Annotated in this window: 21 protein-coding genes; 8 read left to right on the forward strand and 13 right to left on the reverse strand. The window is 57.3% G+C overall.

The window, feature by feature from the left end:
* A complete protein-coding gene (locus DHN55_RS17725; RefSeq protein ID WP_108882861.1) occupies positions 1 to 1,629 on the reverse strand; it encodes a CTP synthase in 1,629 nt (542 codons plus the stop codon).
* A gap of 342 nt (positions 1,630 to 1,971) precedes the next feature.
* On the opposite strand from DHN55_RS17725, the gene DHN55_RS17730 reads away from it, so the two are divergent.
* Together DHN55_RS17730 and DHN55_RS22450 are read left to right on the forward strand one after the other, a co-directional pair.
* Positions 1,972 to 2,715, forward strand: coding sequence for a helix-turn-helix domain-containing protein (locus tag DHN55_RS17730; protein ID WP_108882862.1), 744 nt, complete (start codon positions 1,972 to 1,974; stop codon positions 2,713 to 2,715).
* 45 nt (positions 2,716 to 2,760) lie between these two features.
* Positions 2,761 to 3,303 carry a hypothetical protein gene (locus DHN55_RS22450; protein ID WP_337660474.1) on the forward strand — a complete coding sequence of 181 codons (543 nt, stop codon included), beginning with the start codon at positions 2,761 to 2,763 and terminating at the stop codon, positions 3,301 to 3,303.
* Positions 3,304 to 3,429: 126 nt separating this feature from the next.
* On the opposite strand, the gene DHN55_RS17740 is transcribed toward DHN55_RS22450, so the two are convergent.
* Positions 3,430 to 5,340, reverse strand: a complete 1,911-nt coding sequence (locus tag DHN55_RS17740; RefSeq protein WP_108882955.1) for an alpha/beta fold hydrolase — start codon at positions 5,338 to 5,340, stop codon at positions 3,430 to 3,432.
* Between the two features lie 303 nt (positions 5,341 to 5,643).
* Here DHN55_RS17740 and DHN55_RS17745 point away from each other — a divergent pair, with 303 nt between their 5' ends.
* Both DHN55_RS17745 and DHN55_RS17750 read left to right on the forward strand, forming a co-directional pair.
* Entirely contained in the window at positions 5,644 to 6,369 is a 726-nt protein-coding gene (locus DHN55_RS17745; RefSeq protein WP_108882864.1) for a DNA helicase, read from the forward strand.
* 221 nt (positions 6,370 to 6,590) lie between these two features.
* Positions 6,591 to 7,685 carry a glycosyltransferase gene (locus DHN55_RS17750; RefSeq protein WP_108882865.1) on the forward strand — a complete coding sequence of 365 codons (1,095 nt, stop codon included), beginning with the start codon at positions 6,591 to 6,593 and terminating at the stop codon, positions 7,683 to 7,685.
* Between the two features lie 55 nt (positions 7,686 to 7,740).
* Here DHN55_RS17750 and DHN55_RS17755 read toward each other — a convergent pair whose 3' ends face one another.
* The 3 genes from DHN55_RS17755 to DHN55_RS17765 all read right to left on the reverse strand — a co-directional run bounded on the left by DHN55_RS17755 (position 7,741) and on the right by DHN55_RS17765 (position 10,627).
* Positions 7,741 to 8,679, reverse strand: coding sequence for a DMT family transporter (locus tag DHN55_RS17755; protein ID WP_337660475.1), 939 nt, complete (start codon positions 8,677 to 8,679; stop codon positions 7,741 to 7,743).
* Positions 8,680 to 8,930: 251 nt separating this feature from the next.
* Positions 8,931 to 9,866, reverse strand: a complete 936-nt coding sequence (locus tag DHN55_RS17760) for a glycosyltransferase (RefSeq protein ID WP_108882867.1) — start codon at positions 9,864 to 9,866, stop codon at positions 8,931 to 8,933.
* A gap of 77 nt (positions 9,867 to 9,943) precedes the next feature.
* On the reverse strand, positions 9,944 to 10,627 hold the full coding sequence (locus tag DHN55_RS17765; protein WP_337660476.1) for an FkbM family methyltransferase: 684 nt from the start codon (positions 10,625 to 10,627) through the stop codon (positions 9,944 to 9,946).
* Positions 10,628 to 10,749: 122 nt separating this feature from the next.
* On the opposite strand from DHN55_RS17765, the gene DHN55_RS17770 reads away from it, so the two are divergent.
* The gene (locus tag DHN55_RS17770; RefSeq protein ID WP_108882869.1) at positions 10,750 to 11,124 is read left to right on the forward strand and encodes a VOC family protein; all 375 of its coding nucleotides are present in this window, start codon (positions 10,750 to 10,752) and stop codon (positions 11,122 to 11,124) included.
* Between the two features lie 25 nt (positions 11,125 to 11,149).
* Here DHN55_RS17770 and DHN55_RS17775 read toward each other — a convergent pair whose 3' ends face one another.
* The 5 genes from DHN55_RS17775 to tpiA all read right to left on the reverse strand — a co-directional run bounded on the left by DHN55_RS17775 (position 11,150) and on the right by tpiA (position 14,292).
* Positions 11,150 to 11,485, reverse strand: coding sequence for a hypothetical protein (locus tag DHN55_RS17775; RefSeq protein ID WP_337660477.1), 336 nt, complete (start codon positions 11,483 to 11,485; stop codon positions 11,150 to 11,152).
* A gap of 277 nt (positions 11,486 to 11,762) precedes the next feature.
* Positions 11,763 to 12,260 (reverse strand): SRPBCC domain-containing protein, encoded by a 498-nt coding sequence (locus DHN55_RS17780; RefSeq protein ID WP_108882871.1) that lies wholly within the window; start codon positions 12,258 to 12,260, stop codon positions 11,763 to 11,765.
* Entirely contained in the window at positions 12,253 to 12,624 is a 372-nt protein-coding gene (locus DHN55_RS17785) for a metalloregulator ArsR/SmtB family transcription factor (protein WP_108882872.1), read from the reverse strand. The genes DHN55_RS17780 and DHN55_RS17785 overlap by 8 nt, the downstream gene beginning before the upstream one ends.
* 476 nt (positions 12,625 to 13,100) lie before the next feature.
* Positions 13,101 to 13,469, reverse strand: coding sequence for a preprotein translocase subunit SecG (secG, locus tag DHN55_RS17790; protein WP_108882873.1), 369 nt, complete (start codon positions 13,467 to 13,469; stop codon positions 13,101 to 13,103).
* Positions 13,470 to 13,548: 79 nt separating this feature from the next.
* A complete protein-coding gene (tpiA, locus tag DHN55_RS17795; RefSeq protein ID WP_108882956.1) occupies positions 13,549 to 14,292 on the reverse strand; it encodes a triose-phosphate isomerase in 744 nt (247 codons plus the stop codon).
* A gap of 243 nt (positions 14,293 to 14,535) precedes the next feature.
* Here tpiA and DHN55_RS17800 point away from each other — a divergent pair, with 243 nt between their 5' ends.
* Positions 14,536 to 16,443 carry a SurA N-terminal domain-containing protein gene (locus DHN55_RS17800; protein WP_108882874.1) on the forward strand — a complete coding sequence of 636 codons (1,908 nt, stop codon included), beginning with the start codon at positions 14,536 to 14,538 and terminating at the stop codon, positions 16,441 to 16,443.
* Between the two features lie 13 nt (positions 16,444 to 16,456).
* Here DHN55_RS17800 and DHN55_RS17805 read toward each other — a convergent pair whose 3' ends face one another.
* The 3 genes from DHN55_RS17805 to pdxR form a co-directional block, all read right to left on the reverse strand.
* Positions 16,457 to 17,950 (reverse strand): aldehyde dehydrogenase family protein, encoded by a 1,494-nt coding sequence (locus DHN55_RS17805; protein WP_108882875.1) that lies wholly within the window; start codon positions 17,948 to 17,950, stop codon positions 16,457 to 16,459.
* A gap of 17 nt (positions 17,951 to 17,967) precedes the next feature.
* Entirely contained in the window at positions 17,968 to 19,140 is a 1,173-nt protein-coding gene (locus DHN55_RS17810; RefSeq protein WP_108882957.1) for an alpha/beta fold hydrolase, read from the reverse strand.
* Between the two features lie 148 nt (positions 19,141 to 19,288).
* Positions 19,289 to 20,743 (reverse strand): MocR-like pyridoxine biosynthesis transcription factor PdxR, encoded by a 1,455-nt coding sequence (pdxR, locus tag DHN55_RS17815; RefSeq protein ID WP_337660478.1) that lies wholly within the window; start codon positions 20,741 to 20,743, stop codon positions 19,289 to 19,291.
* Positions 20,744 to 20,928: 185 nt separating this feature from the next.
* Here pdxR and DHN55_RS17820 point away from each other — a divergent pair, with 185 nt between their 5' ends.
* Together DHN55_RS17820 and DHN55_RS17825 are read left to right on the forward strand one after the other, a co-directional pair.
* Positions 20,929 to 21,969: a TRAP transporter substrate-binding protein DctP gene (locus DHN55_RS17820; protein ID WP_108882877.1), complete on the forward strand. Its 1,041-nt coding sequence runs from the start codon at positions 20,929 to 20,931 to the stop codon at positions 21,967 to 21,969.
* Between the two features lie 130 nt (positions 21,970 to 22,099).
* Positions 22,100 to 23,389, forward strand: a complete 1,290-nt coding sequence (locus tag DHN55_RS17825) for a TRAP transporter large permease subunit (RefSeq protein ID WP_108882878.1) — start codon at positions 22,100 to 22,102, stop codon at positions 23,387 to 23,389.
* Positions 23,390 to 23,461: the final 72 nt, after the last annotated feature.

Below are 23,461 nucleotides of genomic sequence, written 5' to 3' on the forward strand. Positions count from 1 at the left end.
CTATACTAGACGGCTTTGCTCAACCGCAGCTTCTATGAACGATGCAAACAGCGGATGCGGCTCAAACGGCCTTGATTTAAGTTCCGGGTGATATTGCACTCCGACAAACCACGCGTGGCCGGGAATTTCAACAATTTCCGGCAACAGCCCGTCCGGTGACGTACCGGAGAAACTGAGCCCGGCACCCTCCAGCTTGTCGCGGTAACGGGTGTTGACTTCGTAACGATGCCGGTGGCGTTCGGAGATTTCTTCCGCTCCGTAAATACTGGCAACACGGGAGCCTTCTTCAAGCTTTGCGGCATAGGCGCCGAGCCGCATTGTGCCGCCCAGATCGCCTTCATTGGCGCGCTGCTCCAGCTCATTGCCGCGCATCCACTCGGTCATCAGTCCAACAACCGGTTCTTTCGCCTCGCCGAACTCTGTCGAAGACGCAGCCGGTATGCCGGCCAGAGATCGAGCCGTTTCGATGCAGGCCATCTGCATGCCGAGGCAAATGCCGAAATACGGTACATTGCGCTCACGCGCAAAGGTAACCGCAGCAATCTTGCCTTCAACGCCGCGCTCGCCAAATCCGCCGGGAACCAGAATCCCGTGCACATGTTCCAGCATCGGTGTCGGATCTTCCGCCTCGAAGACCTCTGATTCAATCCACTCGATATTGACCTTCACCTTGTTGGCGATGCCGCCGTGTACCAGCGCTTCGTTAAGCGACTTGTAGGCATCCAGCAGGCCGGTGTACTTGCCCACCACGGCAATAGTCACCTCGCCTTCGGGCTCCTTGATGCGGCTGACGATGTCGGTCCACATGTCGAGCTTGGGAGCCGGCGCACCTTCAATACCGAATGCCGCCAGTATCTCGTCGTCCAGGCCCTCACGATGATAGGCAAGCGGCACTTCATAGATGGTCTTGACGTCAAGCGCCTGTATGACCGCACCGGGACGCACATTGCAGAAAAGTGCAATTTTGCGGCGTTCGTTTTCAGGAATTTCCCGGTCAGCACGGCACATCAGCACATCAGGCTGAATGCCGATGGAGCGCAGTTCCTTGACCGAATGCTGCGTCGGCTTGGTTTTCAGTTCACCGGCAGCCGGTATCCACGGCAGCAATGTCAGGTGCAGGTAAATGCACTGGCCGCGCGGTGCTTCCTGGCCGAACTGGCGGATCGCCTCGAAGAATGGCAGGCCTTCAATGTCGCCCACCGTGCCGCCGACTTCACACAGCACGAAGTCATAATCGTCATTGCCGTCTGCAATAAACGCCTTGATGGCATCGGTGACGTGCGGGATCACCTGAACCGTGGCCCCGAGATAATCACCACGGCGTTCCTTGGCGATGATGTCCTGGTAAATCCGGCCCGTGGTGATGTTGTCTGCCTGGGTGGCCGCCCTGCCGGTAAACCGTTCGTAATGGCCAAGGTCCAGGTCCGTTTCCGCCCCGTCATCGGTCACAAATACTTCGCCGTGCTGATACGGGCTCATGGTGCCGGGATCAACGTTGAGATAGGGGTCGAGTTTCCGCAATCGGACCGAATATCCGCGCGCCTGCAGCAGGGCTCCGAGAGCTGCTGAAGCAAGGCCTTTGCCAAGTGAGGAAACCACGCCGCCGGTGATGAAAATATATCGCGCCATGGGAATTAACGTTTAGCTGGAGTCGTGCAGCGTGGGAAGCGTTAAATTAGGCGCTGAGTGACTTATCTACAGGCCCTCAATCCATACTGATCGGCAAGCGGCGTCCAAAGGCCTGATCTCCAGACTGCCGTTGGCCCGACCCGACCTGTGACGTCAACAGGCAAAAACCGCAAACGGCTTGATGCAGGTCAACAGCCGGCGGGTTCGACATCGGATAAGCACATGCCACCCAGGATCAGGGCAGCAGGCATGCGCGCACTGCAAGTAAAATTTTCCTCCGCAGAGGGAGTATCAAGTGTACACTCTGCGCCAGATGTTCAAGCACTGTGAGAGGTGGTGCGAGTGCCCGAACTGGAACCAGACTTTGAAACGGACCTGCGATGTGCGCAATGCCCGGTGCGCCATCATGCAATTTGTGATGCCCTGGGCACGTCAAACATCGGAGAACTGTCCGACATAATGACCCACCGGACCCTGTCTGCCGGTGATGTAATCCTGCACCAGGGCGAAAGCAGCCAGCTGTTCGCCGTCATCATGTCCGGTGTCGTCAAGCTGACCCAGATATTGCCGGACGGGCGCGAGCAGATCGTGGGATTGCTGTCGGCAGCGCACAGCCTCGGCAATCCGGTAACCTCCGTCAGCAATGAAAATGCCGAATGTGTAACCGACGTGAAACTGTGTTGCTTCCGGCGGGCTCAGTTCGGTTCTGTCCTCAGGGCCAATCCGGAACTGGAACACCGTTTGCTAGAACAGACGGTCAACGACCTGAAGCAGGCAAGACAGTGGATGACTGTTCTGGGCAAGCTGGGCGCGCAGGAGAAAATGGCGCGATTTATCCTGTGGCTGTGGAAGGAAAACCGCAATGTCTGCCCTCACAGGGACCAGCGCGAGCCCGGATCCGTTATCTATTTCCCGCTGAAACGCGAAGAGATTGCCGGGTTGTTGGGCATGACCATCGAGACCGTCAGCCGCAACATCAGCAAACTCAAGGCCGACGGGATAATCGATCTGCTCGATGCGAAATCCATAGCGCTCCGCAACGTTCCCCGCCTGCAGCAGATCGCCCAGACCTACGAAGACGAATAGAATCGCGACGCGTCACAACCGAACCGGTCAATCGGCCACCCGCAGATGGCGATGCTGCAAGCTGCGATTCCTGATCAGACCGGCTTTAAGAGCAGCCTGGTCGACGCTTTCAACGGCATATTTGGTTCCATCGAAAAATATGGCGTCTTCCCAGCGCAGATGCTGGCGGATGTATTCAAAACTGCTTCTCAGCAAATATCCGGTTGCATCGACGTTATTGGTTTTGCTGCCCGCGCATATTTCTCCAATCGGCTCAGCAAGTTCCAGCGCGTGGGATGCTATGGCGGTATGTTCCGTTTGGGTGAGGTTTACGCATCTGGCAAGCAGGGCGTCATCCGGATTGCGGTCCTTGAGCAGGGTGAAAAACACCTCCTCGTCCTGCTGGTGTTGCAGCAGATCAACCAGCAGCCGCGACAACACGGACCTGCACAACCGGATGTCGATGGAGCCGCCAAGCTGATCGGCTATTCGTTCCATGTCGTCACAAATCTCGTACAGGCCGGCCCGATCACGCTCAATTACAGACAATGGGTATTGGTCTTCCATCTGAGTTCACTTGAGTTGTTCACCGTCAGCAGTATTTGTTGACCCAACTACATTCACCAGACGCCCCTCAGAACAACGTCCGGCGTCAGGTCGCCAGGTTGAATGATCGCAACAAAAACAGGTCTTCACGTTGATCTTCATCAATTGAACTCATGCCTGAAGCCGGGCTTAGGCCTGAAAGACGTACGTGCCCGGCGCATCGCAGATTGCTTTGAGCTCGGGAGTTACTGTGCCAACAGGCGGTGGAGTAACCAACTCACCGGACCGGCTTTTCAGCCAGTTGGCAAACTCCGGCCACCATGATCCCTGTTTCTCGCCGGTCTGCGCCGTCCAGGTGTCGGGATCCATGTATGGGTCATCATGTGCTGCCGTGGTAACCCTGTAATGACGCCGCGGATGACCGGGCTCCGACACAATGCCGGCATTGTGCCCGCCGTTCGTAAGCAGGAAAGTCACCTCGGTGTCTGCGAGCAGGTGAAACTTGTAGACCGAATACCACGGCGCCACATGATCGCGTTCTGTGCCGACGACAAACGTCGGCACCCGGATATCGGACACCGTGACCGGGCGGCCCGCCACCTGATAACGCCCTTCGGCAAAGTCATTGTTGAGGAACAACTGGCGCAGGTATTGCGAATGCATCTTGTAAGGCATACGGGTTGCATCGGCATTCCATGCCATCAGGTCGCTCAGCCCTGCCCTGTCTCCCATCAGATAATCATGCACCATGCGCGACCAGATCAGGTCGTTCGACCGCAGCAACTGGAACGCGCCGGCCATTTGCTTGGTGTCAAGGAAACCTTGCTCCCACATCAGGTCTTCCAGGAACGCCACCTGGCTTTCATTGATGAACAGCATCAACTCGCCTGCTTCGGTAAAATCCACCTGGGCTGCAAACAGCGACAGGCTTTTGAGGCGGCTGTCACCATCGCGCGCCATGGCGGCTGCTGCGATCGACAACAAGGTGCCGCCCAGGCAGTAGCCGACGCCATGTATGTGCTCACCGCCAGTGATTGTCTCAACCACATCCAGTGCGTGCATCACACCCAGGGTGCGGTAATCGTCCATGCCCAGATCACGATCATCCGGATCAGGGTTTTTCCATGACACCATGAATACCGTGAACCCCTGTTCAGTCAGGTATTTCACCAGCGAATTGTGAGCCGACAGGTCTAGGATGTAGTATTTCATGATCCATGCCGGCACGATCAGGATCGGTTCGGCGTGCACCTTTTCGGTTGCCGGGGAATATTGGATCAGTTCAATCAGCCTGTTGTGGTAGACAACCTTGCCGGGTGTCGCCGCCAGGTCCGTTCCCACCTGAAAGCCTTCTGCACCTTCGGGCTTGCGGCCACTGACGGCGTGATCCCAGTCTTCCATGAAATTCTGCCAGCCGCGCACCAGGTTCTGCCCACCCTGCCTCAGCGTGGCGTCGATGACTTCAGGATTTGTGAAAGCGTAGTTGGAAGGAGAAAACACGTCGAGCATCTGCCTTGTAGCAAACTCAACAACGTTCTCATGTTGTTTTGTTACGCCGCGAACACCGGTGGTTGCATTATGCCACCACTGCTGGTTCAGCAGGAAAGACTGGTACATCAGGTTGAAGGGCCATTGTTGCCACGCCTTGCCGCGAAACCGGCGGTCCTGGGCAAGCGGCTCTATGCACAAGGAGGCATGATTCCGGTGATCCACGCATTTTGCGGCATATTGCGCCAGCCGCTGTGCCTTCTTGGCAGCCTTTTCCGTGAGCTGGACCTGCTTGCCGGGAGAGCTCATGAGATGAACCGCCCAGTCGGCCCAGGCTCCGGCCAGCGCACTGGGTGAAAGGCCGGCGGTGGAACGGGCCGCAAATGCGTGAAACGAACGATCCAGTATTTCCTGAAACGCGGTCGAGGCATAGGAGTCGCGCTCAAACAGGTGCAGTTCTTCCGCTGCGAATCCGGCATGACCAGGTGGTGCTGACGATACCGTTTTGTCGGCTGGAACACCGGCCGCGTTGTCGGCCGGACACGCCCCCTTCCCGTTACCGGCAACCTGCGAGCCGGCCAGCGAGTGTCCTTCAATAGCCTGTGAACACATGACATTATCCATCTGTCGAAACAAAACATTCCTGACTTGCGGTCACAGAATACGTTCAACCCGACGTCGTTTCATTGACTTGGGTCATGGCATCCCTTCAATCAGCGACAGACCCGGTTGTCACTGGGGTATTTTGAATCACACCGCGTTGGTCCATACTGGTACTCAGGCCGCAACCCATGCCTCCCCCCTCCATCCGGGAAAGTACGCAACATATGGGGTTTCGCTTTCATCGAACCGACTGTTCGGGCAACACGCATAAGGAGGGAGTGTGAAAACCGCCCGCACCAGGAGGTTGTTAACATGAAACTGTCTGCTCCCATCCATCACCTCAAGCGGCGTGCCAGGGCGCTTTCGCGCAAGGAAGCTGTTCCCCTCAGCAAGGCGCTGGACCGCATCGCCGCGCAGGAAGGTTATTCGAGCTGGAGCCTGCTTGCCACGCGCGCGGCTGCAGCAACGCCATCTGCCAAATTGCTGGCCCAACTAACACCCGGAGACCTTTTGTTGCTGGGCGCACGTCCCGGCCACGGCAAGACGCTGATGGGCCTTAAGCTGATCGTCGAAGCCATGAAACTTGGCCGCCGGGGCGTATTTTTCACACTGGAATACAGTGCGGCCGATGTTGTGTCCCGCCTCGAAGCCGTCGGTGGCGACATGGCAATGTTCACCGACCTTTTTGACTTCGATAGCTCCGACGCAATCAACGCTGACTATATCATGGAGCAGCTGGCGTCTGCGCAACAAGGTACTGTCGTTGTCATAGACTATCTGCAGCTTCTGGATCACAGGCGCAGTAATCCGGACCTGTTGGTCCAGGTTCGTGCACTGAAAGCATTCGCCCGCGATAAAGGCCTCGTCATCGTGTTCATTTCGCAGATCGACCGGTCCTATGATGCAAACACCAAACCGTGCCCGGATCTTGCCGATGTGCGCCTGCCTAACCCCCTGGACCTGTCCCTGTTCGACAAATCCTGCTTCCTGAACGATGGCCGGATGCAGGTCGAAACGGCAAATCAGCACCCGCCGTGAGAAGCGGGTTCAAATTCGATCAAGCGTTCCGGCGACCTTGCACCGTAATGGATAAAGTCTGTCCACATTGTTGTCCATATTGCGCTGGATTGTTGCAAAGACGGCTTGCGACTTAACCTTGAGCATTCACAACTTGTGCGGCGGAAACAGTAGTCGCACAAGTTCCGGAGAATGTCTGGTCGTTCGCCTGGTTGTTGTAATTGCCCTGGGTAGGACGGCACTTGAGAGTTCTTATTGTAGCAACACAGATCCTGCTCCCGGACACTCATGGTGGCTCCACCCATACCACCGAGGTTGTCGCCTGCCTGCGCAAGCTGGGCCCGGTCTGCTGTCTGGCGCAGCAAGGCTCATCAGGTGCGGACATTGCCGGGATCGGCAGCCCCGCAAGACATGCCCCTGTCATACGGACTTTGATGTCTGCTCTCAACTTGCCCGCGGCACTGAACACTGCCCGGGAATTTAAACCTGACGTGGTGTATGAGCGGGGGTCCTCCTATGGGCTTGGCGCCATGATCGCGATGCGTTTGAAGCTTCCGTTGATCACCATGGTGCTGGATGAACAAGTCAGCCGCCTGTCCCTGCATCTTGCCAATACCCTTGTCGCAACACATCCCGGTCTTGTGCCCGCGAAATACCGCGACAAGGTTGTGCAGGTTTCCTGGGGCGCAAACTCCACACTGTTCCATCCCGACTGCCCGGCATCAAAATTACCCGATGGGATGGGCGGCAAGGCTCCGCTCCTTGTCTACGTGGGATCGTTCAAGAAATGGCATGGGCTGGACCTGCTATTGCAGGCAATGTCGCAGCCATCACTGTGTAACGCCTGCGCATTGCTGGTCGGTGACGGGCCGTTACGCCGGGGTCTGCAGCATCGCGCGAAGGAAATGGGCATTGCCGGGCGGGTGCACTTCACCGGTGCAGTTCCCTATGCCAGTGTGCCGGGATTTGTGGCCGCGTCTGATGTGTGCATCGCCCCGTTTGATCCGCACTCTCACCGGCCTTCAGGTGAAGGTTTTGTACTGGATCCGTTGAAGATCTTTGAGTATCTGGCGATGGAAAAGCCCACTGTGACCATTAAATCTGAAAACATCGAAGCGCTGTTTGAGGACCATGTACACCTCCGCCTGTACCACCCTGGCCATCTGTTCGGGCTGGTTGAGGCAATCAGTTCTCTCCTGACCGAGCCGGGCAAGGGCCGGACAATGGCGGGAGCCGGACGTAAAAAGGTGCTGGCCTCGCACACTTGGGAAAAACATGCCGACCATCTTTATCGTCTTTTTGCTGAAGCGGCCGACAACCGGCATGCAGGCAGGTAGACCAGGTGTCGCCAAGCGTTCAAAACAACATCACTGCCCCCTGATCGAGCCGGGTTCAACCGGGCTGGGCGCGTTCTTTCCGCATTCCTGCAGCAATCAATCCATAGATGGCTACGACTGCTATCAGGAACGCGACAACCTGATGGTTTTCTATCCGGTCACCCAGGAAGATCACGGCCAACACCATGGTCAGCGCCGGCCAGGGTGCCGCAATCGAACTGGCCAGCGAAACATCGATGTGCCTGACTGCGTAAAACCAGACCACCAGCTCGAGGTAATAGACCAGCCCCATAACCGCTGCAAAAACCTGCAAGTCCGCACGCGTCAGTGTCTCCCGGAAATTGCCGGGCCCGGCCAACGCCGTGACGCAAGCCAGAAACACTGCGGAAATCGCAACACGAAACAGTGTAACCTGAGCCGGTGTTATGGCAGTGCGTCCCAGTTCCTCCTTGATGAGCACATGAGCGATGCTCCACAGAAATGGCACGCCAAGTGCGGCCAGGAACCATGGAGAAAACCCGTCAATTCGCCAGCTTCCTCCGGTACCGAGATAGTACAGCGTGCCGACAAGCGCCGCCGTCAGCGCAAGCTCCACAACCGTCTTGCGGCGCTTCAGGAACAATGTCTCCCACAGGATCGCAAACAGCGGATACGCCTGGATAGCGATGGCGGCACTGACGGCTCCGGCCTTCTCGACGCCGAGGACATAAAGATATGTCGACAGTCCGAACATCATGCCGGTGAGCAACGTCACAGTGACGGTTCGAAACGTTCCATGCTCCCGCCCGCGCGCTGAAAAAATGCCACCGTTGCCTGACCTGATCTCCCACAGGAACAATGGCAAACCGAACAATACCTGCCAGATGGACAGGAACAACGCGAAGCTGAGCGCACTGAATTCCACAGGCCGGCTGTTGGCGATGATCGGCATTGCACCAAGAATGCACAGGCACACCAGCGCCAGCATTGTCCCGCGTCCTGTTCCCGAGTTCAAAATGCCGTCCTCCCGTGTAACTGGGTGCAGCAGCTGCATCGCCGGACAAAGGATCCGGGGGCCGTTTGAAACGGCACTTCCTGGAACTGCAGCGTGGCGTCACCGGATACACTGGAATCTATTACCGCGATCGCAGCAGGGTCTGCCGTATGGCGGGTTCCAATAAGGCAAAAACATCAAACTGCCGTGTTATTCAGCAATTTGATCTGCGCTGCATCTTTCCGTTTGTGTTGGTTGCAAAAAGTCGGATTTCAACCGCGGTGCTGTTTCATATGCCGCCAACCGGCCATGACGTCTTTCCAATTCTCTATGAATGCCTGCTGTGACGTGTTTTGCTCAATCCAGCCACGGGGGTTGCAGGAGGTCTCACCCAGGCGATCGAGAAATGAGCCGACACACTCTATCAGCCCTGATCGGCGGCCATAGACTTGCCCGACGTCGACAATCCCGACATCCAGCGGTTCGCCATCCCGCATCAGGCCGACACGGGTAAACAGACACGGAAGTCCCATGGCCATCGCCTCATTACAGACAATGCTGTTGCCTTCATAGCGGCTCAGATGCATGAACGCACAGGCCTTGCGCATGCGCTCGGGCACTTGCGCCGGGCAGCAGGAAAGCGGCTCGAATGTCCAGTCAGGCAGAGCTGCGCGCAGGACGGGATAAATATCACGGCCCTTGTGTCGTGAACGCCCGTCGTGAAGAACCAGTTTCGACCCATGGTTGTCCAGCCTGCCGTCGAACAGGTTTATGTCGACCGCATGATAGACGACGTGCTGCGCCTGATTACCGTATCGTCTTGCGAACTCGTCTGAAATCCATCTGGCGCAGGCAACCCAGAGTGTGGATGGTCGCCGTGCAGCCCGCGCCTGCTGGCGCGCCAGCGACCAGTCCGTCCACGACCTGGTGATGAATTTCTTCTCAGCCGCCACACCGTGCTGAAATCCGATCACCGGGTATCCGTCCGGCCAGTCCAGAACCAGGTGATTGTCACAAACCACCGGCAAACCGTCCGCCACTGCCCGCTGCATGGCCTGCGAGCCGGGGCCGTCGCTGCGGCTGTCGAGGAACTGTACATCCTCGAAGGCGAGCTTCAGGCTCCTGGCGAATGCCTCTACCCCACCGGTCCGGTGCTCCGGGTTGAAACGCCCATAATGAATGAGGGTGCCTGGAACTTTTCTTATCAAGTCAACCGCCTGCCATCACTTCGGAAACTGCCGCTCACCTGGCATGAGTTGGTCCCCGGACTCCAGAACAATGTGTATCACGGGCGAATGAAACCGTACTCACGCCCGCTCTGTGACACATGGAATATGCGGTATCCGGCATTCTTCAGGCTGGCCACCGAGCGGGCTGTGTCGCTGATGTCAAATCCGTACTTTCCATGGTGAAACTCAACCAGCAGCTGCGCCGGCCGGATCGGACCCGACAGGATGTCGGCAATCACCCGATATTCGAAACCCTCGACATCCAGCTTCAGGATATCCGGCAGTGCGCAAGCAAGATGGCTCACGATGGATTCAAGCCGCATGACATTGGCGGTAATCGAAAACTGCCCCTCAGCAGACGGCGCGGGGTTAATTGCAAATGAGACATGCTCAGGATCGGGAGGTGAATATAGTTGCACCTCTCCGTCGGCCTGATCGATCCCGATCGGATGAAACATCAGCTGTTCAGGCAGGTTCAGGCCTTTTATCCAGGCCACACTCTTTGGCGTAGGATCAAACACCCACACATTGCAGCCAAACCGCTCGATTGCAGCCAGGTCGAAACTGATGTCGGCACCCGCGCCAAAGGAAAAGACTGTTGTGCCTGGGCCAACGTCACTGACTGCGACAGGCCAGCCGCCGTAATCGCTGCCAAGCACTTCATACTCAACGGAAATATCGGTTTTCGACCATCGCCGCTGCGACCGGCCATCGGCAAAGCGCTTTAACCTCGAAAACATGCAGCCACTTTCCTGGCTTCGGGTGATTGAATGCAAACTGAATTTCGAAACGCTAGATAAGTCCACCCAATACGTGCAAAATAATGGCCGTGACGGTACACGCATCCGTAAAGGCAAATCACATGCAACTCAACCGGCTCGACCACGTGAACGTCAAAACGGCAAACCTCGAACAGATGATAAAATGGTACGAGGACGTCCTTGGCATGACGTCAGGTGCCAGGCCGCCATTTCCGTTTCCGGGCGCCTGGATGTATGCAGGAGAGTATCCGGTTGTGCACCTTGTCGGCGTCGACAGCGAGCCGGCCGGGCATGACCCCAGACTTGAGCATTTTGCACTGTCCGCGACAGGCTATGCATCATTCCTGGAAAATCTCGACACCCGGAATATCGACTACAAAGTCGTCCAGGTGCCGGGGATTGACGTCACTCAGGTCAATGTTTTCGACATTGACGGCAATCACATCCATATAGATTTTCAAAGTCAAGAAACCTGATCGTTTCCATAAAGTCACAATAGGATCAGGCGCCTGTTTTTGCCTTGGCCGGCTTTGCCTTGATGTGCATCCAGTTCTTGCCGACTGGGCCGAAACAGGACACGCCGTCCGGCCTCGTGATCAGCATGGTCCAGGAGCCTTCCTCGGACATGTACAATTCCATCATCTGGCCGGCATTTATCAATCCCATGCCGATCCTGGTTTCCTTGTACTTGTTTCCGAGAAATGCCACCACGTCCTTGTGGCTGCCGCACCTGGCGGTCCGGGCATCGGCGTCTTCGGACATGAAGGACGTTGCCGACAGCAGTGTTGTGGCGGCAATCGCCGCCAATGCAGTGTTTCTGAGAATATTGTCAGTCATAGTGATCTCCTTGGTCAGGCTGTTGAGGCCAGCGGAAGATCCTTTCAAGCATCAGCCACTGTGCGGCCACGCGAGCCGGTTTTTGCTAATGTGGGTCAATTCTCGCCTCCTGCTTTTCTGGCTTTGACCGATTTGAACTGATCATAGCGGAGCGGGCACCCGGCTGATGTGTGAATTGTCACAAGCCAGGTTTGCACCTTCCGAAACAACGGTCGAGCGAAGCAACTTCCGTTACTCCGCTCGCAAAATTGGTGATTGCCATGAAGCCCTGTCAGGCTTAGCTGCCCTGCATTTCGGCCAGCATTTCGTCCATGATGGCAAAGCCGCTTTCCCAGCCCTTGCTCATATTGCCCATGACATTGGCAAAGCAGGCCATCTCGGCCTCGCTGGCATCCATCGGTGTCCAGGTCAGCCTGACTTTAGTTTGAGAACCGGCATCCTCGAACGTCACGACGGTCAGCAAAACACGCGGCCAGTCTGCCATCATCGGATTGGAGACAATGTTCCAGTCGGCATCCGTGGACGAGTGGTGCCAGACCATTTTTTCTTCTTGCACGACTTCCTGGAACACCGCCTTGCTGAGATCGGACTTGTCGCCCCACTTCATCTCGTTGAGCCACTCACCGCCGGGTTTCAGGTCAAACTTGTGGATGATTGTGTCAACACCCGGACCGTACCAGCGTGCCAGCAGTTCAGGGTCAGTCCATGCCCTCCAGACCATGTCGCGCGGTGCATCGAACATCCGCTCGACAATATATTCAGGTACGTCAGTCATGGCCTTTATCCTTCGCTTCGGTTTGTTTCATATGAACTAGAATGTCGTCGAGCTGATCGAAGCTCTTGCCCCAGAAAGCCCTGAACTCGTCCAGCCAGTCGACGGCAGCGGCCATATTGTCAGCTTTCAGCCGCGCAGGACGGCGCTGTTCGACTATGTCGCGCTCGATCAGACCGGCGCGCTCCAGCACCTTCAGGTGCTTCGAGACTGCCGGCTGGCTCATCTTGAATGGCGCTGCAATCTCGTTGACCGATGCCTCGCCGTCGGCAAGCCGTGACAGGATAGCCCGGCGCGTCGGGTCTGCCAGTGCCGAGAAGATCGCATCGAGATCGGGTTGTGATTGCGTATAACCTATTTGTTCCATAACTAAATGGTTATATTAATATACAAACTTGTCAACGGCATTTTTCACGCAATCGCAATCAGGGTGTCAGAATCAGAAAACCGGACGGCAATGAGCGATGGGTTTGAATTGTTTCGCTCACGCATGCAGCCTTCGGCTGCGCTCCGCTGGCCGGGCCTGGCTGGGAGTTCATCACTCAGGCGGGTGCCGGTTGTGATGCATTGTTCTGGTCGAACAGCTTTACCCGGCACTGCGTGCTTCGCGCCGTTCTCCGATCCTGAACACCCGTCGTTATGAATTCCCACCGAGGCACGAAGTGCCGAGGCAAGGCCGACCGGCCGTCGCGCGAAGTGCGCCCTGGCGGAGCGCAGCCGCAAGACTGCTTGCGTGAGCGGAATAATCCCCGGCACGCAGTGCCGGGGCAAGGCCGACCGGCCTTCGCACGATGTGCGCCCTGGCGGAGCGCAGCCAAAGGCTGCTTGCGTGAGCGAAATGGACTACTGCGTAGGAACTGCAGGTTCCGTCGGCGCAGGCGGAGTGCCTGGAAGTGTCGGCAAAACCGATCTGCCGTCGCCGTCCTGTCCACCCTGTGACTGGGTGGGCGCGACCTGATCCAGCACCGAGCTGCCGCCGGAGTCGCCGCGCGACAGATAAGCCAGGGACAACGAAGTCACGAAGAAACACACTGCCAGGATAGCCGTGGTCTTGGTCAAGGCGCTGCCGGCACCGCGAGAGGTGAACATGCCGCCGCCGCCACCGCCGCCGCCGCCAATGCCAAGCGCACCGCCTTCGGAGCGTTGCATCAGCACGACGCCGATGAGGGCCATAACGATCAACAGGTGAACCACGGTGATAACGGCTATCATGGGATGTCTCGAACCTTGTCACGAATAGAAAATAACAACTGGCGCTCATGTAGGCGTTTGGGGCGCGAATGTAAACCGTTCAGAACGCCGCGATGATGCCGGCAAAATCATCAGCCGCCAGGCTTGCACCGCCGACCAGTGCGCCATCCACATTATCGATGGCCATCAATTCGGCTGCATTGGACGGTTTGACTGAGCCGCCGTATAGAATGCGGATTGAATGGGCTTCTTCCGCACTGGTCAGTGCTGACAGCCCTGCCCTGATCGCCTGGTGCACTTCAGCCACCTGGTCGGCAGTTGGAGTGAGTCCGGAACCGATCGCCCACACCGGCTCATAGGCGATGACGGTGGTCGCTCCGGTCGCTCCACCGGGCAGTGATCCGTTCAATTGCGCGTGAACGACACTCAGCGTATCACCAGCTTCGCGTTCAGCCAATGTCTCACCCAGGCACACAATCGCCGTCAGGCCCGCGGCGATGGCCGCTTCAGCCTTGGTCTTCACCAGTTCACTGGTTTCGCCATGATCAGCACGCCGTTCAGAATGCCCCACGATCACTGCTGCAGCCCCGGCATCCTTTAACATGGCAGCCGAAATATCGCCCGTATGGGCACCGGAAACGGCAGTATGGCAGTCCTGCGCGCCAATCTGGACAGCGCTTCCCGCTGCTGCGTCTGCCAGCGGCAAGACCAGTGTTGCCGGCGGGCAGATCATCACGTCACACGCAGGTGCCGCGCCGTCGAGACTGTCTTTCAGTGCGTTAATTTCGGAAACCGACGCCTTCAGGCCGTTCATCTTCCAGTTCCCTGCCGCCAATGGCTTCATGGTGCGTTTATCCCTTGCTATTGCATCTGCCGGTGTTACCAACACCAGTGTTACCAAAACTTAACTTACGCCCATAGCGCAACATGGCTTCAATAGAACCCATAAAGTTGCTCTAGCGCCCTGAGAGCGATCATTTTTATGATTTTTGATTGGCGCGATCAAATATCATGGTGATCTGTACGCTTGCGGCGCATGATTCACGTTATATATAGGTAATACCAGAAACGTTACGAGGAAGATTTCATGCTTACCGCACTGCGCAGCAAATCCGGCGGCATCATCGCCAAGGTATTCATCGCCCTGCTGGCCGGCAGTTTTGCCGTGTGGGGCATTGAAGACATGCTGCGTGGCGGCAACTCGGAAACGCTGGCGAAAGTCGGCGACCGTGAAATCGGTTCCTACGAATTCTCCGAAGCCTTCAACCGGCAATTGTCGGTTTATTCACGCCGCCTCGGCGAGACCATAACCCCGGACCGCGCCCGCCAGCTTGGCATTGACCGTCAGATCCTCGGCGACCTGATGCGCGATGCAGCGCTGGACAGCCAGGCCGCCGCACTCGGCATCACAATGCCCGAGCGTGTCGTTGCCCAGCGTGTTGCCGACAGCCCGCAGTTCCAGGGTGCCGACGGCACCTTCAACGCCAACAGCTTCCGCAACCTGCTGCGCCAGAATGGCTTCAGCGAGCAGCAGTTCTTCGCGGTAGAGCGCGAGAGCATGACCCGCCAGGTTATCTCGCAGCCGCTGACCACCCAGGCAGTCGTGCCCAACACGCTGGTCGAACTGGTCTGGAAGCATCGCACCGAGCAGCGCGATGCCACCTATTTCGAGTTCACACTGCCTGAAGAGACGAAACAGCCGACCGATGCCGACCTGAGATCGCTGTATGATGAAAACAAGGAATTGTTCAGGGAACCGGAACGCCGCACCATGTCCATCGTCGCCCTGACGCCAGAGGCGATCATGGCCGGCATCCAGGTCAGCGAAGACGACCTGAAGCGCCAGTATGAAGCGACCAAGAAACAATTGGCCGCGGCGGAGACCCGCACCGTGCTGCAGATCGCGTTTGATAATGAGGCGGACGCAATAGCCGCCGCGCAGAAAATCAAGAACGGCACCAGCTTTGAAGACATTGCCAAGGAACAGGGAAAGACCGAGTCCGATATTTCGCTGGGTACAGTGGCGAAATCCGCCATTCCCGATCCGGCCGTTGCCGAAGCCGCATTTGCGCTCGCTGACGGTGCCGTGTCCGACCCGGTGAAGAGCCGGTTTTCAACCGTCCTGCTCAAGGCAAAGATTGTCGGCACCAGCGGTGCACGGTCGCTGGATGAAATGCGCGACGAACTGGCAACGGCTGTGCGCGCGACCAAGGCCCGTGATCAGCTGCTCGATCTGCACGACAAGTTTGAAGATGCCCGCGCCAGCGGCGCATCACTGGAAGAAGCCGCCGCGGAAATCGGCGTCAAGGTCGCCAATGTCGGCCCGGTTGCCCTTGACGGCACCGGCAACGACGGCAAGTCGGTTGTGGTCCCCGGCCATTCCAACTCGCTGGCCACAGCGTTTGAGACCGAAATCGGCCTGGAAATCTCGCCGCTGATCGACGGTGATGACGGTTTCACCTGGCTGGAAACCCGCGACATCGTTGCAACGGCCGTGCCCGCCTTCAATGATATCAAGGACAAGGTGTCCGACACCTGGAAAGCGCGCGAGGCGGCAAGTGCGACACGCAAGAAGGCAGAAGAACTGGTCGCAAAGCTGCGCTCCGGCACCCCCATTGCCGACCTGGCAAAGACGGAAAATGCCGAAGTCAAAACCGTCAACGGCGTTCGGCGCAACCGGACTGCCGCCAACTTCAACACCGCCGACATAGCAGCGCTGTTCTCGGTCCCGGAAAACGGCAAGGCATTCGCCATTGCCAATGACGGCAAGTCGGCCAAGATCATCGCCTCGACGCCGGTCCTCGGCACCGGTTTCAATTCCAGCTCCGAAGAGGCCAAGGCGATTAAACAGGTGCTGGAAACCAACCTGTCCAACGACCTGTATGCCGAATATGTCAACGCCCTGCAGGAACAGATCGGCGTGACAATCAACGACACCGTCTGGGCAAGAATAGCCAGCGGCGCCCCTGCACCTGTGCAGCATAGCAATTACTAAGGTTTGAGTTTGCTCAAGCGGCGCTTGTCTGGATCCAGATTGTCTTGGTCTGAAGGTATTGCTCCAGGGCCTCGGTGCCGTTGTCGCGGGCAAGCGAACCCGATTGCTTGTAACCGCCGAACGGGGTTTTGATATCACCCTCCGAAAAGCCGTTGACTGAAACAGTGCCGCACGGAAGTGACCGGGCCATGTGGATCGCACGATCGATGTCTTTCGTGAACACTGTGGCATGCAGGCCGTAATCTGTGTCGCTGGCAACAGCCAGGGCCTCTTCAGTGGTTTTTACCGGCATGATGCCGAGGACCGGACCGAAAATTTCTTCACGCGCGATCTTCATGTCAGGTGTGACGTTTTGAAAGACGGTGGGTTCGATGAAGTATCCGGGCAAATCACTTCCGCCGCCCGTCAGTTTTTCCGCGCCTTCGTCCATGCCGGCCTGAATGTAGTCCATCACCATTGTCTTGTGGTCTTTCGTGATCATTGATCCGATATCCGTCGCCGGGTCCAGCGGATCGCCCAGCTGGAACGCCTTGACCCTGTCAATGATGCGTCCGGTAAACTCCTCGACCAACGGGGCTGCAATCAGCTGTCGCATATTGGCAGAACAGTTCTGTCCACCGTTCCAGAATGCCGACATGGCTGCATGTTCAATCAGGTCGTCGTTGATCGCGGCGTCTTCAAGCACGATGAACGGGCTCTTGCCGCCCATTTCAAGCCCCACACCCTTGAGGTTGCTGTCGCCGGAATAGCGCATGAACATGCGACCCACTTCGGTTGAACCTGTGAAGGACACAGTGTCGATATCATTGTGCATGCCGATGGCTTTGCCGGCGGTTTCCCCGAAGCCCGGCACGATGTTGATGACACCTTCGGGCACGCCGGCCTCCTGCATCAATTCGGCAAGGCGGATCGTGGTCAGCGGCGTCTGTTCGGCAGGTTTGATAACCGCCGAACACCCAACTGCAAGGGCCGGAGCAATTTTCCAGGCAGCCATAACCAGTGGAAAATTCCACGGCAACACCGCACCAGCGATGCCGGCAGGCTCCTTGGTGATCAGTGCCAGTGCGTCGGGACCGGTGGGGGCAATCTTACCGAACGTCTTGTCGGCCAGTTCCGCATACCACTGGAAGAAATTCGGCACTTCCGTGCCTACCTCATGCAGGCAGTCGGTGATGGACTTGCCCGTGTCGAGACTTTCGAGAACTGCCAGCTCGTTGCTGTGCTCGCGCACCAGTGCCGCAATCTTCAGCAGAACGTCTTTACGATGCTCGGGCTCCGCCCGCGACCAGGTACCGGCATTGAAAACCCGGCGCGCCGCCGCGACGGCTTTGTCCACATCGGCGGATTTGCAGTAGGCAACGCTCGTCAGGACCTGGCCCGTTGCCGGGTTGACGGTTTCGAACTTTTCGCCATCAACCGCATCACAGAATTTTCCGTTGATATAGGCTTGGCCGCGTGGTTTCAGCTTGTTTGCAATGGCCTGAAATTCGGCATGGGAAAGGGTCATGGCTGATCTCCGTCGTGTTAGCGGCGCAGGGAACGGGCAAATTTGCGAATATCTTCCAGAAGCAAGCCGGGTTCTTCCATCGCGGCGAAATGGCCGCCTCGCGGCATCTGCGTCCAGTGCTGTATGTTGTAGATGCGCTCGGCATAGGATCTGGGTGGCCAGTTCAGCATTTCCGCCGGAAACACGGCGCAACCGGTGGGAACCTCGACACGTTTGCCGTCGGGAGACAAAATGCGCCCGCCCTCTTCGCGCCGTCCGTAATAGATCCACGACGCCGTATTGAAAGTCCGGGTGGTGATGTAGATCATGATATTGGTCAGAAGGTCATCCTTGCTATGGACGGCTTCGATATCGTTGTCCTTCACATCCGACCAGGAATTGAACTTCTCGACCAGCCAGGCAGCGACGCCGACGGGACTGTCCATCATTGCATAGCTTAGCGTCTGCGGCCGGGTCGCCTGTTGCGTTCGATAGCCGTTCTGCATGATCTGGTCATGATCGAATTGCGCTGCCCATGCCTCTTCGTCCGGGGATTGCGGCCCGTCGGGATGGCGCATCGTCAGCACGTTGATATGAATGGCGGAGCATGCCGGCGCATGTTCAAAACCCAGCCAGGAACAGATCGCTCCGCCCCAGTCACCACCTTGTGCCAGGTAACTGTCGAAGCCCAGCGTATCCGTCATCAGCGAATTGATGACATTGGCCATTTTCCGGGGGCCATAAGGGCGCGGAGGACGCCCGGAAAAACCAAATCCCGGCAGCGACGGGGCGACCACGGTAAAGGCGTCTTCAACATTGCCGCCAAAGCGTTCGGGATGGGCAAGCGGCTCGATCAGGTCATAGAACTCCGCCACGGATCCGGGCCAGCCATGACTGATCATCAAGGGCATTGGCTCGGGGCCACTGCCCTGTTCGAGAATGAAGTGCATGTCGATGCCGTCGACAGGCGCTATGTAGTTGGAAAAACTGTTGATCCGCGCTTCCTGTGCACGCCAGTCGAACCCATCGATCCAGTAGGCGCAAAGCTGTTTCAGGTAATCGAGGTTGGTCCCGTATTCCCAGCCGCCGTCATCCGGCATTTCATGCCAGGGATAATCTGCAACCCGCGCAAGGATGTGTTCCAGCGTCTCGTCAGCAACGAGGAACTGGAATGGCCTGACTTGCTGATTGGGGTTTATCAAATTATTCAAAAGGTCAATTTCCCAGTTTGAATGTTGGCGCACAAGAGCACCATGACCAAGGCGTCCCTGGTTTCAGCTAACTCAAATTTTTCGATTGCGACGAGAGACAGGTGCCTCCATTCGAAGGGACAGATGGACCGGTGACCCGCTCGTGGTGTTACAGCATCGCGCGAACTTCTTCGGCGATCACTTTCACACCAGCCTCCAGTTTGGACACCGGCACATAGGCAAATCCGAGGCGGAAGCTCCTGTTGTTGTTGTAGTTCAGGTAGTAGTCCCGTCCCCTGTCCACCAACACGCCCTTGTCGCGCAGACGCGCGGCCAATCCAGCTGCGTCAAACCCTTCAGGGCCAGTCAGCCAGAATGAGGTTCCGCCCTCAGACTCCGTATGCTGCAACATGCCAAGATGTTTTGTGAGCGCGTCGTTCATGGCATGCCAGCGTTTCTTGTAGCGCCGTTCGATATTGCGAAGATGGGCATCGTAGTGGCCAAGGCGGAAGAACAGCGCCACGATCTCCTGCACAATGGTGGGCGGATGCCGCATCATCACTCCACGCGCAATTCGCGCCTCACGAATGATGTCCCGGTGGGCAACGATGAACCCGAGCCTGATACCCGGCGAAACGGTCTTGGACAGGCTCCCCACGTAGATAACCCGGCCTGCCTTGTCCATTGATCGCAACGACGGCGAGGATTTCGCGACATAGTTCATCTCGGCTTCGTAGTCGTCCTCGATGATCATGAAATCCTTTTTGCCGGCAGCTTCGATCAACTCCTCCCGGCGCGATTGGCTCATGGTGACCATTGTCGGAAACTGGTGACTGGGTGTTGTGAACACCAGCTGGCAACCTGTTGGAATGGTTGATGGTATCAGCCCTTCACCATCAATCGGCACACCGATCAGTTCGTTGCCCGAAAGCCGGAACGCGTTGCGCGCGCCGAAAAACCCGGGATCCTCCAGCGCAACCGGTTTGCCGGAGCGCGAAAAGATCGTGCCCAGTATGAACAGTGCGTTCTGTGATCCGAGGGTAATAAGGATTTCATCATCCTCGGCATAGATGCCGCGGGTGTTCAACAGGCGTTGCCGCAGCTGTTGCACCAGCTGCGGGCTGTCGCTTTCGACTGAATCGCTGGCCCAGACCGGCATTTGCTTGCGGCCCAGCGCCTGCCTGGTGCACTCGCGCCACCCGTCAACCGGAAACAGGTCGGGATCAATCTGGTTGTAGATGAATGGATAGGGATAGGCGTTCCAGTCCAGCGGATTGACCACAGGCATCAAATCGTTGGCCTGGAAGCTCACAGGGCAAGGGACAGTATCTTCACCTTGGGCGTCGTTGCTGTCCAGTTTTTGCAATGGAGCGATCTGCGGATTGACGAAATAGCCGGAGCGGTCGCGCGAGACCAGGAGCTCCAGATCCACCAGACGATTGTACGCAGCGAAAACCGTGTTCCGGGAGACACCGAACTGGTCCGCCAGTTCGCGGCACGAAGGAAGCGGGCGGTCATGAGCCAGCGACTTGGAAGTGATTGCCGCGCTCACCACTTCGCATATCTGGTCGCGCAGGCTCAGGTTGGAGCTGCCGGGCAGTTTCAGGAATTGGGGCGTGGTCAAGCTCAACTGGATGCTCCGGGGGTGTCGTAGCCCTTGTCTTACACCGGATCCTAGCCGTTTCTAAGTGCTGGCGTCAGCGGCAATTTTTGTCTGTCCCCCTCATTCGATCCATCTGTCACTTTCAATGAGCGGGCACGCGGTAAACACTGACAGGCAGAAAAACTCATCAATGGGAGATGAAGCCGATGAGAATAAAGTCTGTAGGGAAGATACTATGTGTTGCCGCAGCCATGACCATGTTCGCTCAGTCAGCTGTTGCCGAAAAGGTTCTGAAACTGGGAACCGTGGGCTTTTTGGGAATGCCGATCGGCGATGCGATCGATCAGGCACTGATCCCGACATTGAAGGAAGCGTCCGGCGGAAAGCTGACCATCGAACCGCACTACCGCAAGTCGCTGTGCAGCGAACAAAGCTGTGGCGAGCAGGCCAACCAGGGTCTCTTGCAACTGTGGACCAGCTCCACCGCGAATTTCGGTAACTTCGGCACCGCCCTGGCAATTTTCGACCTGCCGTACATCTTCAAGAGCATTGAGGACGCAGATCGCATTTCATCCGAGTGGCTGGCCAAAAAGCAGTGCGATATCGCCGCAGAAGAAGCCGGCCATGTCTGCCTGACCGTCTATTCCAGCGGTGGTTTCCGGCAGCTTGGCAATGCCCATGGCCCCGTGCATGTCCCCGCCGACATGAAAGGCATCAAGTGGCGCGTCACGAAAAGCCCGATCGAATACACGCTAATCAAGAACTGGGGTGCCGTGCCGGTGCCCTATGACTGGGCGCAACTCTATCAGGGCCTGCAGACCGGGGTCGTCTCCGGCCAGTATGTTGCAACACCCTGGCAGCACGTCGCAAAGCTGCACGAGGTTGCAAAATACTACACCGAGATAGGCGGTTCCTGGTCAGGCAACCAGTTGTCGATGGACAAACGCCAGTATGATGCGCTGACCGATCAGGAAAAGGAATGGCTGCACGCTGCCGCCAAGGCATTTGGCCAGAAGGTGCAGGAGCTTGATCGCGACTGGGTTGAATCCGGCGAAAAGGCCATCAAGGCAGACATCAAGGAATGGTACGTGCCGAATGATGAAGAATTGAAACTCTGGCGCGCAGGTGCGATCGATGCCTGGCTCAACGCCAAAGGCAGCTTTGACCCGGCAACCGCCGAACGGGTCCTGAAAGAACAGGGCATGACAGACTTCATTGCCCAGCTCAAAAAGGCGGGCGCGCTGTAATACCAACTGCTCTGTAGAATAATCGGGGCTGGCGCGGAGTTGTCTCCGCGCCATTCTCTGTTTCTTTGCTAAGGTACACCCTGCGGTGGGGTCAAACCGCTCCGTCACGCGGTTACAGGACAAAGCAAAAATGGAAAGCATTGCGCTTCTTATAATTCTCGTGGTGCTGATAATGCTGGGCGCCCCAGTTGGCTTTACCCTGATCCTTATCCCGGTTGTTTACATCGTAATCACCGACGCAGCCCCGATGATCCTGATCCCCAGCCAGATGTTCAGCGCCATCGACTCGGTGCCGCTGACCGCAATTCCGTTTTTCATGCTGACCGGCGAACTCATGACCAGCGCCACCATTACCGACAGGCTGGTGGAGTTGAGCCAGCGCCTGATCGGGCGCATGCGGGGCAGCATGGCGCAGGCGAATGTACTGGTCAGCATGTTCTTTGCCGGTATGAACGGTTCGGTCGTGGCCGACACGGCGACTGTCGGATCACTGTTGGTTCCGTCCATGAAGCGAGCCGGTTACCCGCCGGCCTTTGCTGCAGCGATCACTGCGGTCAGCTCGACCATCGGCGGGATAATCCCGCCGTCTATCATGATGATTGTGCTGGCCAATGCAGGCGGTATTTCGGTAGGTGCCCTGTTCGCCGGCGGCATCGTGCCGGGCATCATGATCGGTATCGTGCTGATGGTGATCAATTACATCATCGCCAGGCGCAACAATTTCGAGCGCAGCGAGGAGCCGTTCAGTCTGAAGGCGATTGCAGTTGTCGGCTACAAGTCATCGTTTGCGCTGCTCATTCCCATCGTATTGGTGGGTTCGGTCGTGTTCGGCATTGCCGGCGTTGTCGAGGCAGGAGCGCTGACCGCAACCATCGCACTTTTCATCGGGCTGTTCATTTATCGCACCATCACCTGGACCAACTGCAAGAGCGCGTTTGTCCGCGCATTCCGCAATTCCGCGATGGTGTTCATCATTATCGCCGCCTCCGGTCCGTTCAGCTGGCTGCTGACCTCTCTGGGCGCAATCAACCAGTTGGAGCAATGGCTGCTGAGTTACACCTACAACCCGGTCTTGTTCGCTCTGGTGCTGGTGCTGTTCATCTGCCTGCTCGGAATGGTCATGGATTCAGCCGCCAACATCATCGTGGTCGGTCCGGTCCTGGTGGATGTGATGGTCAAGGCGGGATACCCGGATGTTCAGGCCGCGCTGGTCGTGGTGGTCGGGTTCCTGATCGGATCGGTCACGCCGCCGGTCGGGGTAGCCTTTTTTACCGCCGGTGCAATCGCAAACGTGCGATTGGAAAAAGTCGCCATGGCGATGTTGCCGTACCTAGCCGCACTGTTTGCGTTGTTGTTCGTCCTGATCGTCGTGCCGGACTTCACCATGTATCTTCCCAAGGCATTCGGGTTCGTGAAGTGATGGGGAGCAAATTGCATAACAACCGGCATGGCGGCGCATCGGACAAGGCAACAGAAATTTGCGAGGAGCTTT

The organism is Anderseniella sp. Alg231-50 (assembly GCF_900149695.1).
Classification (GTDB): Bacteria; Pseudomonadota; Alphaproteobacteria; order Rhizobiales; family Aestuariivirgaceae; genus Anderseniella.